The sequence below is a fragment of the Bacillus sp. LUNF1 genome (genome assembly GCF_011008975.1).
Taxonomy (GTDB): domain Bacteria; phylum Bacillota; class Bacilli; order Bacillales; family Bacillaceae; genus Bacillus; species Bacillus velezensis.
On sequence record NZ_CP048876.1, the window covers coordinates 2,036,971 to 2,051,081 of the forward strand.

General features: G+C 47.4%; 9 protein-coding genes. 4 read left to right on the plus strand and 5 right to left on the minus strand.

The genetic code is table 11. The annotated features are described in order from the left end of the window. Positions 1-150: 150 nt before the first annotated feature. The 3 genes from G4O42_RS09645 to G4O42_RS09655 all read left to right on the plus strand — a co-directional run bounded on the left by G4O42_RS09645 (position 151) and on the right by G4O42_RS09655 (position 4,460). Positions 151-1,638, plus strand: coding sequence for an aldehyde dehydrogenase family protein (locus G4O42_RS09645; RefSeq protein ID WP_007611960.1), 1,488 nt, complete (start codon positions 151-153; stop codon positions 1,636-1,638). A 96-nt stretch (positions 1,639-1,734) separates the two neighbouring features. Beyond that, positions 1,735-3,618, plus strand: a complete 1,884-nt coding sequence (locus tag G4O42_RS09650; protein ID WP_032873423.1) for a terpene cyclase/mutase family protein — start codon at positions 1,735-1,737, stop codon at positions 3,616-3,618. Next, positions 3,615-4,460 (plus strand): superoxide dismutase, encoded by an 846-nt coding sequence (locus G4O42_RS09655; protein WP_007611962.1) that lies wholly within the window; start codon positions 3,615-3,617, stop codon positions 4,458-4,460. Before G4O42_RS09650 ends, G4O42_RS09655 begins: the two co-directional genes overlap by 4 nt. Positions 4,461-4,499: 39 nt before the next feature. Here the strand turns inward: G4O42_RS09655 and G4O42_RS09660 are convergent, their stop codons facing one another. Continuing rightward, on the minus strand, positions 4,500-5,837 hold the full coding sequence (locus tag G4O42_RS09660; RefSeq protein WP_032873420.1) for a sodium-dependent transporter: 1,338 nt from the start codon (positions 5,835-5,837) through the stop codon (positions 4,500-4,502). A gap of 203 nt (positions 5,838-6,040) precedes the next feature. On the opposite strand from G4O42_RS09660, the gene G4O42_RS09665 reads away from it, so the two are divergent. Further along, complete coding sequence (locus G4O42_RS09665) at positions 6,041-7,012, plus strand: bile acid:sodium symporter family transporter (protein ID WP_032873418.1); 972 nt, start codon at positions 6,041-6,043, stop codon at positions 7,010-7,012. Positions 7,013-7,042: 30 nt separating this feature from the next. On the opposite strand, the gene G4O42_RS09670 is transcribed toward G4O42_RS09665, so the two are convergent. The 4 genes from G4O42_RS09670 to G4O42_RS09685 all read right to left on the minus strand — a co-directional run bounded on the left by G4O42_RS09670 (position 7,043) and on the right by G4O42_RS09685 (position 14,104). Beyond that, positions 7,043-7,789, minus strand: a complete 747-nt coding sequence (locus tag G4O42_RS09670; RefSeq protein ID WP_032873416.1) for an MBL fold metallo-hydrolase — start codon at positions 7,787-7,789, stop codon at positions 7,043-7,045. Between the two features lie 73 nt (positions 7,790-7,862). Beyond that, positions 7,863-9,110: a 2-oxoglutarate dehydrogenase complex dihydrolipoyllysine-residue succinyltransferase gene (odhB, locus tag G4O42_RS09675; RefSeq protein WP_003153764.1), complete on the minus strand. Its 1,248-nt coding sequence runs from the start codon at positions 9,108-9,110 to the stop codon at positions 7,863-7,865. A 15-nt stretch (positions 9,111-9,125) separates the two neighbouring features. Next, positions 9,126-11,960, minus strand: coding sequence for a 2-oxoglutarate dehydrogenase E1 component (gene sucA / locus G4O42_RS09680; RefSeq protein WP_032873414.1), 2,835 nt, complete (start codon positions 11,958-11,960; stop codon positions 9,126-9,128). Between the two features lie 227 nt (positions 11,961-12,187). Beyond that, positions 12,188-14,104, minus strand: a complete 1,917-nt coding sequence (locus G4O42_RS09685; RefSeq protein WP_032873411.1) for a vWA domain-containing protein — start codon at positions 14,102-14,104, stop codon at positions 12,188-12,190. Between the last annotated feature and the right edge of the window lie 7 nt (positions 14,105-14,111).

Here is a 14,111-nt window from a genome sequence, read left to right on the forward strand (position 1 = left end):
TTGTAGCCGTTTTTTCTTGTGAATTGCAATAACGGTTATCGATTGATTTTACCGGAGGTGTTATTATAAAATGACTGTATGCGCTTACTTCGCGCGGACATCAAGATGCTCAAAACAGACCATAAAAAAATTTCGGGAGGTTTGTTACGAATGAGTTCTTTAACGATGCAGATCACAAAAAGGCTGGAAACATTTTTACAGGGCACGAAGAAACTTTATATTGACGGAAAATTTGTTCCGAGCGCTTCAGGATCAACATTTGTCACACCGAATCCGGCAACCGGAGAAACGCTGATGACGCTTTACGAGGCACAGTCAGAAGACATTGACAGTGCAGTGAAAGCGGCACGCAAAGCCTTTGATCACGGCGAATGGCGCACTATGCCGGCCGCTTCCAGAAGCAGGCTGATGTATAAGCTTGCCGATTTAATGGAAGAGCACAAAACGGAACTCGCGCAGCTTGAAACACTTGATAACGGAAAACCGATTAATGAAACGACGAATGGGGATATCCCGCTCGCAATTGAGCATATGCGTTATTATGCCGGGTGGTCTACAAAGATAACCGGACAAACGATTCCGGTCGCCGGCTCATATTTTAATTACACCCGCCATGAGCCTGTCGGCGTCGTGGGGCAGATCATCCCTTGGAACTTCCCGCTCCTTATGGCGATGTGGAAAATGGGCGCCGCCCTTGCCACAGGCTGCACAATCGTTTTGAAACCGGCGGAACAGACACCGCTGACCGCCCTCTATTTAGCGGAATTAATAGATCAGGCGGGCTTCCCTGACGGCGTCATCAATATTGTCCCAGGGTTCGGCGAGACGGCCGGGGAAGCGCTGACCAACCATGACGATGTCGATAAACTCGCTTTTACCGGTTCTACAGAAATCGGCAAAAAAATCATGGAAAAAGCCGCAAAAAAAATTAAACGCGTGACACTGGAGCTTGGCGGAAAGTCACCTAATATCATTTTGCCTGACGCCAATTTAAAGAAAGCCATTCCCGGCGCTTTAAACGGGGTCATGTTTAATCAGGGGCAGGTATGCTGCGCAGGCTCCCGTGTCTTCATTCACAAAGACAAATATGATGAGGTCGTCAGCGAAATGGTTTCATATGCGAAATCGCTTCAGCAAGGCGCCGGCCTTCACCAAGATACACAAATCGGCCCGCTCGTCAGTCAGGAACAGCATGAGCGCGTGCTTTCATATATTGAAAAAGGAAAAGCGGAAGGAGCCAAAGCTGTCGCGGGCGGCAGCTGCCCGTTTGAAGAAGGGTATTTTGTCTCCCCGACTGTATTTGCGGATGTGGATGACAGCATGACCATCGCAAAAGAAGAAATTTTCGGCCCTGTTTTAGCCGCCATTCCGTATGATACGGTAGATGAAGTCATTGAGCGGGCGAACCGCTCGGAATACGGCCTTGCAGCCGGACTTTGGACTGAGAATGTGAAAAACGCCCATTACATTGCTGACCGTCTCCAAGCCGGCACTATTTGGGTCAACTGCTACAATGTTTTCGATGCTGCATCTCCTTTCGGCGGCTATAAGCAATCCGGCCTTGGGCGGGAAATGGGCTCTTACGCGTTGAATAATTATACAGAAGTGAAAAGCGTCTGGATCAATCTGGAAGATTAAATCAAACAAGAAACTGCTGCCTGTCAGCAGTTTCTTTCTTTTGTCATGCCGCCTTTTACATATGAATATATATGCTTCTGAAGGAGTTGAGCGAGTGTGAGCACAATTCATGAAAACGTCAGAAGCCGCCAAAAGAAAACCATCTCCCTATTAAGAGAAACGCAAAATGCAGACGGCTCATGGTCATTTTGTTTTGAAGGACCGATTTTGACAAACGCCTTTCTGATCCTCCTTCTCACTTCTCTTGGAGACAATGATAAAGAACTGATCGCTGAGCTTGCAGAAGGCATTCGCGCTAAACAGCGTCCGGACGGAACTTTTGCCAACTATCCTGATGACCGGAAAGGAAATGTGACCGCCACTGTACAGGGCTATGCCGGCTTGCTGGCTTCCGGTTTATATAGCCGTTCTGAGGCGCATATGATTCAGGCCGAACGCTTTATCATCTCAAATGGCGGCTTGCGCAACGTACACTTTATGACAAAGTGGATGCTTGCGGCAAACGGCCTTTATCCATGGCCCGCGCTGCATCTGCCATTATCTTTCTTAGTCATTCCCCCATCCTTCCCGCTGCATTTTTACCAGTTCAGTACATACGCCCGTATTCATTTTGTACCGATGGCCGTGACGCTTAACAAAAGATTTTCGCTGAAAAATCCCAACGTTCCGTCTCTCGCGCATTTAGATCGGCATATGACTAAAAATCCGTTTACATGGCTTCGTTCCGATCAGGATGAGAACAGAGACCTCTCTTCTCTTTTCGCGCACTGGAAGCGGCTTTGGCAGATTCCTGCCGCTTTTCACCAGCTCGGTCTGCGTACGGCCAAAACGTATATGCTTGACCGGATTGAGGAAGACGGCACATTATACAGCTATGCGAGCGCCACTATTTTTATGGTGTACGGCCTGCTCGCTCTCGGTGTATCGCGCCACTCCCCCGTTATCAGAAAAGCACTTGCCGGCACGAAAGCTTTGCTCACGTCTTGCGGCGATATACCGTACCTGGAAAATTCAACGTCGACCGTTTGGGATACGGCGCTTCTCAACTATGCGCTTATGAAAAGCGGTATCTCAGATAACGATCAGATGATAACCAGCGCCGCCCGGTTTCTGCGTGAACGGCAGCAGACGAAAGTCGCTGATTGGGCCGTTCACAACCCGCATGCTGAACCGGGAGGATGGGGTTTTTCAAACATTAATACAAATAATCCTGATTGTGATGACACAGCCGCAGTGCTCAAAGCCATTCCGCGAAAACTTTATCCCGCCTCATGGGAACGCGGACTGAGCTGGCTTTTGTCCATGCAAAACAGTGACGGCGGCTTCTCTGCTTTTGAGAAAAATGTCAATCATCCGCTGGTCCGCCTGCTGCCGCTGGAATCGGCTGAGGAAGCTGCCATCGATCCTTCAACAAGCGACTTAACTGGACGGGTGCTGCACTGTTTAGGAGAAGCGGGGCTTTCTTCTGATCACCCTCAGATTGAAAAAGCCGTCCAATGGCTGATCCGCCATCAAGAAGAGGACGGATCGTGGTACGGCAGATGGGGTGTCTGCTATATTTACGGCACATGGGCGGCGCTGACAGGGATGAAGGCTTGCGGCGTGAGCCAAAACCACCCGGCCGTAAAAAAAGCGATCCGCTGGCTGAAGTCCATTCAAAACGAGGACGGAAGCTGGGGAGAATCCTGTAAAAGCGCAGAAGTCAAAACCTATGTTCCGCTTTATTACGGGACGCTTGTACAGACGGCTTGGGCGGCCGAAGCTTTGCTGCAATACGAAAAAACTCATCATCAAGCCGTCACAAAAGGCATATCTTTTCTTATTGAAAACCGGCATTACGAAGGCGCCGCTTTCAGCTATCCGACCGGAATCGGCCTGCCGAAGCAGTTTTACATCAGGTATCACAGCTACCCGTATGTGTTTTCTTTGCTTGCGCTCAGCACTTTTATGAAAGTGAGTGAAAAGGAGGAAGAAAAATGAAACGGCACGCTTATCAAACCGAGATGCTGAATTGGTGTGAAACCTTGAAGGAACAAGTCATTCAGCAAGGCCGGTTCGATCGCTTCGCGGCACAAATCGACCGGATTTTTCACACCCTTCAGGATGATGGATTAACGGAGGCGGAATGGTATGAACAGGCATCGGCACTTTACCGGGACATTACTGAACCCGAAGAGCCGGATGAGCGCAGAGCTTATGTGCCGATCGGCAAGCATGTCCTCCCTAAACTGCCTTACAGTTATTCCGCACTGGAACCGTATATTTCAAGAGAGATTATGAAACTCCACCATACCAAACACCATCAGAGCTATGTTGACGGTCTGAATAAAGCAGAACTGGAGCTCAAAAAAGCGAGACAGACGAAACAGTACGACTTAGTGGCGCATTGGGAGCGGCAATTGGCGTTTCACGGCGCGGGCCATTATTTGCACAGTATTTTCTGGTTTTCGATGAATCCAAACGGAAAAAGACGGCCGACGGGTGCGCTCTTTCAAATGATTGATGTGTCATTCGGAAGCTATTCCGCTTTTAAAGAGCAATTTTCTCAAGCGGCGAAAAAAGTCGAAGGAGTCGGCTGGGCTATCCTAGTCTGGGCGCCGCGCGCCGGGCGGCTGGAGATTTTGGCCGCTGAGAAGCATCAGCTCTACAGCCAGTGGGACGTCATTCCTTTGCTTCCGCTGGATGTGTGGGAACACGCTTATTATTTACAATATAAAAACGACCGCGCGGCTTACGTGGATCAATGGTGGAATGTCGTTGATTGGCGGGAGGCGGAGAAACGGTTCGAACAAGCGCACCGCGTGATATGGCCGCTTTATTAAAAAAGCCCCCGTCCTGAACGGGGGCCTGCTTCTTTTGGTTTAAAAAATACCAAGCACGTGCAGAAAAACGATAATAATGGCTACAGGAGCCAGATAACGGATTAATAGGAGCCAGACTGCAAACCATTTTCGTTTTATACCGGAACCGCTTTTCAGTTCGTCAAACAGCATCTGTTTCGGAATTTTCAGCGGTACGAAAACGGCAATTAAAAGCGCACCCAGCGGCATTAAGACATTGCTGACCAGAAAATCCGCAGCGTCAAAAATACTGCGGTGAAAAATAGAAACATCACTCAAAATTCCGTACGACAGCGCCGAAGGGACCCCGACAATAAATATAGCAAGTCCCCCGATCCATGCATACCGCTTCCGTTTTGCCGAATCGCCTTTTGACAAAACAGCAACTAAAATTTCAAGCATTGAAAAAGCCGATGTCAGCGTCGCAAATAAAAACAGCAGCAAAAAGGCGAGTAAAAACACGATGCCCAACGGCATTTGGTTAAAGACGGTCGGCAGCACGTTAAATAAAAGCTGCGGGCCTTGATCCGGCTTGAGGCCGAATGCAAACACCGCCGGAAAAATCGCCACTCCCGCCATCACAGCAACAAGGACATTTAATACCGTCACCGATACGGCGGATTGAACAATATTTTCTTCTTTTTCTAAATATGCGCTGTATGTAACCATTACGGACACTCCGACGCTTAACGAGAAAAATGATTGTCCCATCGCATATAAAATGGTATTGGCATCCATCGCGCCAAAATCAGGCATAAAGAAGAATTTTAATCCCTTCGCTGCATCATGCAGCGTAACGGAGCGGATCATTAAGAGAATAAACAGAATAAACAGAGCCGGCATCAGCACCTGGCTTACCTTTTCGATTCCGCTGCTCACCCCTTTTGCCACAACTAAAATCGTCAGCACGATAAACAGCAGCTGACCGAAAACCGCTGCATAAGGGTTTGAAATGGTATCGATAAATAACGTATCAAATCCCGAAGAAAGCGATAAGCCGCCTGTAAAGCCTTTTATAATGTAGATTAATATCCATCCCCCCACTACGCTGTAGAAGGATAATAGAATAAAACACGTAATGATTCCGAGATATCCGATCCAGTGCCACTTTTTCCCCGGCGCGAGCGCCTTATAGGATTCAACGGCGTTTTTTTGTGTTTTTCTGCCGATAATAAATTCAGCAAGTAAAAGCGGCAGTCCGATTAAAACAGTAAATAAAATAAAAACAAGCAGAAAAGCGCCGCCTCCGCTGGTTCCCGCTACGTAAGGGAACTTCCATATTGCGCCGAGCCCGATTGCAGAGCCGGCCGTAGCTAAAATAAATCCCAGCTTAGATGACCATTGATTAGCTTCTTTCACTTCAGCACTCCCAATTCATTTCAGTATAAAAATCAATTGTAAGAATATATGTCTGAATAGTCAAGAAGATGTTAGTTTACATAATAATTTTATTGAAAACTTATATTTAATATTGAATTATTCAGAAAATTATTTATAATGGAATACAGAAAAGTCAGTCATATTTTCTGACTGATTGATTGAATGTAAAAGGAGCTGTGTTTATGGAATGGCTGAAAAAAATAAGCGGGTTTGCAGGCCAAACCTTTGGCTTGTGGGTTATCGTCTTTGCCGGTTTAGGATTCGCCTGCCCTGATTTGTTTTCTTGGATCAGTTCTTATATGACGATTTTCCTTGGTATTATTATGTTTGGGATGGGGCTAACTCTTCAAGCAGACGATTTTAAAGAATTAATCAGAAAGCCTTGGCATGTCGTGATCGGAGTCGCTTGCCAGTTTACGATTATGCCGCTTACGGCTTTCTGTTTATCAATCGGGCTCCGCCTCCCCGCAGAAATCGCCGCGGGCGTCATTCTGGTCGGATGCTGTCCGGGCGGTACGGCATCAAACGTCATGACGTTTTTGGCGAAAGGCAATACTGCGCTTTCTGTTGCGGTCACCACGATCTCAACATTGCTTGCTCCTATTGTAACGCCGGCACTTATTATGCTGTTTGCGAAAGAGTGGCTCCCCGTTTCTTTCGGTTCACTGTTTGTTTCCATAATGCAAGCCGTGCTTTTGCCGATCGTCCTCGGGGTGATTGTGAAGCTGTTCTTCAAAAAACAGGTCGGACAAGCCGTGCACGCGCTTCCTCTCGTGTCGGTAATCGGCATCGTAGCGATTGTATCCTCTGTCGTCAGCGTAAATCGTGAGCATCTGCTTCAATCAGGACTGCTGATTGTGTCTGTCGTCATCTTACATAACGGAATCGGATATTTGTTAGGATTCCTGACTGCAAAGCTGTTCAAAATGGATTATGCTTCACAAAAAGCGATTGCGATCGAAGTCGGAATGCAAAACTCCGGACTGGGTGCAGCGCTTGCGACAGCGCATTTCTCCCCTTTGTCAGCCGTGCCGAGCGCAATTTTCAGCATATGGCACAATCTGTCGGGGTCTGTTCTTGCCACCTACTGGTCTAAGAAAAAAGAGAAAAACAGCACCGAAGAAGAAGAAACGGCAAAGATTCCGTTTTCATAACTGAACAAGGATAGGATAGGCTGGCCGCTCCTATCCTTTTTTATTCTGCAGATCACGAAACAGACGCAAAAGCGCTTTTTTCACATCCCCCTGAAATAGACCTCCATGATAACAAATCAATTGGCGGATATCGTAATCGAGCAGCCGCCGCACAGAACGGACCGCATCATCCATATGTAACGTATAGCTAGGATTAGCAAGGTTCAGCTTTCCGTCTTCAATGACGACCGCATCACCTGTGACCATAGTTTTTTCGGCAGGCAGATAAAGACTGATATGGCCGGGTGTATGACCCGGTGTGGCTACAACGCGAATGCCTCCGCACCAAGGCAGCAGCTCGCCGTCAGTAACTGTCCGGTGAACTGGAGCCGATTCGACTGATTGAAGCGAGCGGATGAACTGTTTTGCATAAGGCTTTGCATCCTCTGGCAATGAACAAAACGTTGATTCAGCCTGCTCAAGCCGTAAAGATTTTTTAGAGCCGTCAATATACGGCGCTTCACGCTCATGTACTGTCACGCTGATATCCGGATGCAAACGGTGTAATGCAGCGAGTGAGCCGATATGGTCTATGTCGTGATGCGTTACAATGATTTTTGTCAATGAATGAAGCGACATACCATGCCGGGCAGCAGCGTGTTGAAGATGGTTTGTAAAACCGGGATATCCGCAGTCTATTAATATCGTGTCATGTTCGTCTTGCAGAAGAACCGGAGTGATAGAATGCAATTCTTCATTATATTCAAATTCGATCTCAAGCGGATAACAGCTTTTCATATACATTCTCCCCTTCTCTCAATAAAAAAAGTACACTGCTTGTAAGGGCAGTGTACTTTTTGTCTGTCTCAAATTATCCTTCCAGCAACAGCTGTTCCGGATCTTCAAGCAGGTTTTTAATGGTGACAAGGAATCCGACCGCTTCTTTACCATCTACAATTCTGTGGTCGTATGATAAAGCGATGTACATCATCGGACGGTTTTCAGAGCGCTCCGCATCAATCGCTACTGGGCGCAGCTGAATTTTGTGCATACCTAAGATCCCAACCTGAGGGCTGTTTAGGATCGGTGTTGACATAAGCGATCCGAATGTACCTCCGTTTGTAATCGTGAAGGAGCCTCCTTGCAGCTCACCTAATGTTAATTTATTATTTCGCGCTTTTTTCGCAAGTTCGCCGATCTCTCTTTCAATGCCGGCAAACGTCAGGCGGTCAGCGTCACGCACGACTGGGACGACAAGCCCTTCTTCAGCCGCGACAGCGATACCGATGTCATAGAATTTTTTCACGATCAGCTCATCGCCTTGAATTTCAGCGTTAAGGAGCGGGAATTTTTTCAATGCAGCCACGACGGCTTTTGTAAAGAACGACATGAAACCGAGTTTTACATCGTTTTGCTCAAGGAATTGGTCTTTACGGCGTTTTCTTAGATTCATAACGGCCGTCATGTCAACTTCGTTAAATGTAGTCAGCATCGCAGAAGTCTGCTGCACTTCAACCAATCGTTTCGCGATCGTTTGTCTGCGGCGGGACATTTTTTGCACTTCGACAGGTTTGTCAAAGCTTTGCTGTGTTTTTTGAGCCTGCTGTTTCGGCTGTGCCGCAGGTTTTGAAGCCGGTTTTTCATAAGCTTCTACATCTTGTTTGCGCACGCGGCCGAGCGGGTCTCCCGTCGGAATTTGTGATAGATCAATTCCTTTTTCCCTTGCCAGCTTGCGTGCAGCCGGAGACGCTACCGTTCTGGATTTCGCTTCTGATTGTGCTTCCTGGCTGACTTCTTGTGCAGCAGGTTCAGCTTTTGCTTCCTCTTTCGTTTGTTCATTGGCTGGAGCACTTTCTGAAGGGGCGGGTGCAGAACTTTCGCCAGCGCCTTCTGTAATGGTACCGATAATTTCTCCTACTTGGACGGTATCACCCGAATCTTTCAATACCTCTTTTAGAACACCCGATTCTTCTGCTGTCAATTCAACATTTACTTTGTCCGTCTCCAGTTCAAGCAAGTACTCACCCTGTTCTACATAATCACCGGGCTGCTTTAACCATTGGGCTATCGTTCCTTCTGAGATTGATTCTGCTAATTCAGGTACCTTAATTTCCGCCATTTTTTCATTTCCCCCTTAGTTTTTGCGAGTCAAGCTATCAGATACAATGCGTTCCTGTTCTTTTTTGTGGACTGTCGGATCTCCTTCTGCGGGACTGGATCGTCTTCTTCGGCCGATGTATTGGACATTTACTCCTTTTGGCGCGATTTCCGTCAGATACGGGCTGATATAACTCCATGCCCCCATATTCTGCGGCTCTTCCTGAACCCAAACGATCTCTTGCAGGTTCGGCAGTTTGGCGAAAAGCTCCTTCGTATCTTTTGCCGGGAACGGATACAGCTGTTCGATTCTGGCAATATGAAGCCAATCCTTATCGCCTTCCATTTTGTTGAAGTGATCGCTGATATCAATTGACACTTTTCCGCTTGATAATACGACGCGAGTCACTTTTTCGTAAGCATGGGAAAGACCGGACTGCTCATAGACAGGCTTGAATCGGCTTTCGCTCAGTTCCTGCACTTCAGATACCGTATTCGGGTTGCGCAGCAGGCTCTTCGGCGTCATGATCACAAGCGGGCGGATTTCCTCACGAAGCAGCATTTTCGCTTGTCTTCTTAAAATATGGAAATACTGAGCCGCACTTGTCAGGTTGGCCACCGTCCAGTTGTTTTCCGCCGCCAGCTGCAGGAACCGCTCGACGCGGCCGCTGGAGTGTTCAGGGCCCTGCCCTTCGTAACCGTGAGGCAGCAGCATGACCAGTCCTGATTTTTGTCCCCATTTTGCCCGTCCTGCAGATATGAATTGATCAAAATAGACTTGAGCCGCATTGGCAAAGTCCCCGTATTGCGCCTCCCACATCACGAGCGTTTCAGGCGAATACACGTTGTATCCATATTCAAAGCCGAGAACCGATCCTTCAGAGAGCGGGCTGTTATGCACCGTAAATGAAGCAGCGCAGTCGTCTAAGTGATGGAGGGCAACAAATTCTTCTCCTGTTTCGCTGTCATGCAGCACAAGGTTTCTTTGAGCGAACGTTCCGCGCTCTGAATCCTGTCCGGTCAGCCGGATCGGCGTGCCGTCTTTCAAAATGGAAGCAAACGCAAGCGATTCAGCCAATGACCATTCAACTTTACGGTCATCATCAAACGCTTTTGAACGTCTTTCCAGGATTCTTTTCAGCTTGCCGAACACGTTAAAAGATTCCGGCCAGTTGATAAGTTCGCCGTTCAGCTTGCGGAGAACATCAAAATCAATGGCTGTGTCAACGTCTGGAAAACCGTTGGACACCGGTTCCGGCAATTCAATTTCCCGTACGGCGTCTTCTTTTTTGGCGGGCACCTTTTTATAGGCGTCTTCAATTCGTTTTGTCACTGCCGTTTCGATGTTTTGCGCTTTTTCCTCGCTGATCAGACCTTCACTTACGAGTTTTTCCGCAAAGATCCGCTTGACAGTCGGGTGTTTTCTGACGGCGTCATACAGCATCGGCTGTGTCGTTGACGGCTCATCCATTTCATTGTGGCCGTACCGTCTGTACCCGATTAAATCGATTAAGAAATCTTTATTGAACCGCTTCCGGTATTCAACCGCAAATTTAACGGCTGACAGGCATGCTTCCGGATCATCCGCGTTGACGTGAACGATCGGGATTTCATAGCCCTTCGCCAAATCACTGGCATATTTCGTGGATCGTGATTCATCGCTTTCAGTTGTAAAGCCGATCATATTATTGGCGATGATATGAATGGCCCCGCCGACCTGATAGCCTTTCAGAGAGCTTAAGTTCAGCGTCTCGGCGACAATGCCTTCTCCCGGAAACGCTGCGTCACCGTGAATTAAAATGGCGAGCGATTTTGTTTCGTCTTGAACCGGGTACCCCTTTTGCGTTCTTGTTTCCTGTGCCGCCCGCGTGCTTCCTTCAACAATCGGATTGATGAATTCCAAGTGGCTCGGGTTATTTGCAAGCGTAATCCGCGCGCTTTTGGTTTCAGCATCCTGAAGCTGTCTGTCTGCACCGAGGTGATATTTTACATCGCCCGTCCAGCCGTAGCTGATGCCGGTCGATCCTTCAGACGGCACAAGGTCTTTATTCGGCGCGTGCTGGAATTCTGAGAAAATAATCTCATACGGTTTGCCGAGCACATGCGCAAGCACATTTAAACGGCCTCTGTGCGCCATCCCGATATTGACATTGGTTGTGCCCGCTTTCACAGACTGGGCGATAATGTCGTCAAGAACCGGCACAAGCGCGTCTAACCCCTCAATTGAGAAACGCTTCTGACCGACGAATGTCCGGTGTAAAAATTGTTCAAATCCTTCTACTTCCGTCAGTCTTTCTAAAACGGCTGACAGTTTTTCCGGTGAATTTTTCCGGAACAGTTCTCCGGATTCGACCATTTTTGTAATCCATGCGCGCTCTTCGAAATCATGCACATGGTCAAACTCGAAGGAGATGGTTCTTTTATAGGTATTGCGTAAATGCTGGATGGCTTCTAAGCCGTTTGTTATATTGGCAGGTGCGTCTTTACAGATGACAGACGCGGGTATTGCTTTCATTTCTTCTTCTGTAAGCCCATACTCGGATAACGGAAAGAGCTCGCTCTTTTTCGGATCCTTTCTGAGCGGATTGACGGAAGCGTTCAGATGGCCATAGGTTCGAATATCTTCTGCAAGTTTAACTGCTGCTGCGATCTTTTGAATCAGATCTGCGGTGACGCGTCCCTGTTCCTTTGTTCCCGATGCCTCTTTTATTTGGCTTGGCGGAGCGCCGAGTTCGTCAAACATGTCTTTCAGATCCGGATCAATGCTGTCTGGATCTTCAGCATATTGGTCGTACAGCTCCAGTGCATAGCCGAGGTTCGGTCCGTAAAAATCTTCCCAATTCATTCTTTGTTTCATATTATTTTGAAACATTTGAATATTACCCCCAACCTAGATAATCAAGTGATCAATTCACTATCTTGAAATAACTTTTGAACGCTGTGCCCAAAATTATGTAATAAAAACGCTTCCAAGGATATTTTACCACTGATTGCGTTTGGATTCTACCTTGATTGTTCACAAAATAGTAAAAAAAACAGATCAATACCGAAAAAATTAAATCATTTTAAAATAAAAAGCGAAAAAGCATAGGAAAAAGCCTATCCTATGCTTTTATGAAGCAGTTTTTTCAAGAGCGGATACAGCACATCGGGCAGCTGATCGACATCCGGAACAAAAATACTGTACTTTCCGTACATATCCTGAATGGTTTTCATCTGTGATTCTTCTATCGCAGTATTGGACAGAAAAACATTTATGACTTCTATCCCTTTTTTTCTCGCTTCGATGACAGCCTCGCTCGTATCGACGATGCCGTTTTGTTCGTATCCGAATGCTGCCGGCTCTCCGTCTGAAAACACGATTAAAAATTTTTGCGCCTCACTCCGCCGCATCAGCTGTTTCGTCATTTGTCTGATGGCGTATCCGTCTCTGTTATCTTCTTCAGGCGCAAGCTGCATGATCAGCGGACCCGCCGCCTGCAGCAGCGACTCTTCAAACGGAATGACGGTATTGAAGAAATTCGGCTGACTCGTTTCAGTCGCTTCGTTCGTATCCTCCCAAAACCCGACGATCTGGTGCGGTACGGACACTGATTTCAAGGCTTCATGAAAAAGAACGATCCCTCTTTTTGTTTCATCCATTTTGTCGAACATGCTGGCCGAACAATCGACAAGCAATGTAAAAACGGCGTCAATGTCTGAAGACGGGTCCTGCTTTTTATAGAAAAGGCGCGGGTTCCGCTCCGTAAAATAACGGATCAGTTTGCGATTCAGCCGGCCTGCGTGAAGGTCGGTCCGCGGGAGCGTTTTTTTGTGCTCAAGTGTTTTTTGTATCATCTGCTTCAGGCGTTTTTGATATGATTCTATCGTTTTTGCCTGTTCTTTATAAGACTGCTCCTCTTCAGGAGACGCTTTATGAGGCGTTTGATAAACCGGGAAGGCAAATTTGTTTTCTTTTCCGTCAGCCAGCCCCGCGCCCTCATGTTGATCCTGAATGGATTCAAGCGCTTCCAGTTTGGAGTAATCCTCTCTTTTCGTCTGACGTGCGGAACCTTGAACGGAGCCGAGCGCCTGGTCACCGTCATCGCCTTCTCTGGCCGCGTCTTTCCCAAGATCTGATTTCGCGCCGTGCTCAATATCAAATTGAAGGAAACTTTTTGCCGGCGCTTCGGTTTCCCGGTGCCACGTATTCATTTTCTCTTCAAGGATTTCTTCATCTCCGTCGGAAGACTCAGGGAGCGTGAGATCGTCACTTAACGAAGGCGCTTTTTTTACGCTTTCGAATAAAGGCTCTTCAGCCGCTTTTTCGTAATCAAGTTCCGGCAGAAAAAAGTACGTGTTCAGCATATCTTTCTCAAGCACTTCATCAAGGCCTTCCATGAGGTCTTCCGTTATTCTTGCAATCTGTTCCGTAGAATCCGCTTCATACACCCGGATGAGCTGACGTTCAATATACGGTATCATCATATCAATATGTTCATGCATGGAAGGAATGCCTTCAAGCGGAGACTCAGCCGTCAGCTTGACAAACATCCCGCAATACAAAGCGTCGGTGAAAATGCTCCGTTCTAAATTCAATGTCAGCTGCGTCGTGAAATATTTCCTGTACATCTCCCTCCGCTTCTGAAAAACACGTTTCGTTCCCGGCCGTTCTTTTTTGATCAGCTCTTCAATTCTGATATCCTCAAGCAGCATAAACAGCTGCTTGGCAAAGCTTTGGCGGGTAAAGTGCCGGTGAACGTCATTTAAAAACCCCGCAAATTCCCGAAATGAGCTGCTGCGTGTTCCGACAGCGCGCAAATAGACATCGCTTTTCAGGCCGGCTTCCATATCCCCGGCTGATCGGTCTTTCCAAAAGTGGCTCATGTAAATTTTCTTTTCAAAGGGATTGTAGTAAGACTGCACGCCGTATTCCACTTCAACTTCACTGCTTCTGGTCAGTGTTTTGGCCAGGTCAGTCAGCATCATGAACAAAAACGAATCAATCGTGCTGTCATTAAATTTGATAAACTTCATTGTATGT

Coding starts and splice junctions, on each gene's coding strand:
- odhB (WP_003153764.1), bottom strand. CDS start 9,110: ATGGCGGAAATTAAGGTACCTGAATTAGCAGAATCAATCTCAGAAGGA.
- G4O42_RS09655 (WP_007611962.1), top strand. CDS start 3,615: ATGAAACGGCACGCTTATCAAACCGAGATGCTGAATTGGTGTGAAACC.
- sucA (WP_032873414.1), bottom strand. CDS start 11,960: ATGTTTCAAAATAATATGAAACAAAGAATGAATTGGGAAGATTTTTAC.
- G4O42_RS09685 (WP_032873411.1), bottom strand. CDS start 14,104: ATGAAGTTTATCAAATTTAATGACAGCACGATTGATTCGTTTTTGTTC.
- G4O42_RS09665 (WP_032873418.1), top strand. CDS start 6,041: ATGGAATGGCTGAAAAAAATAAGCGGGTTTGCAGGCCAAACCTTTGGC.
- G4O42_RS09645 (WP_007611960.1), top strand. CDS start 151: ATGAGTTCTTTAACGATGCAGATCACAAAAAGGCTGGAAACATTTTTA.
- G4O42_RS09670 (WP_032873416.1), bottom strand. CDS start 7,789: ATGAAAAGCTGTTATCCGCTTGAGATCGAATTTGAATATAATGAAGAA.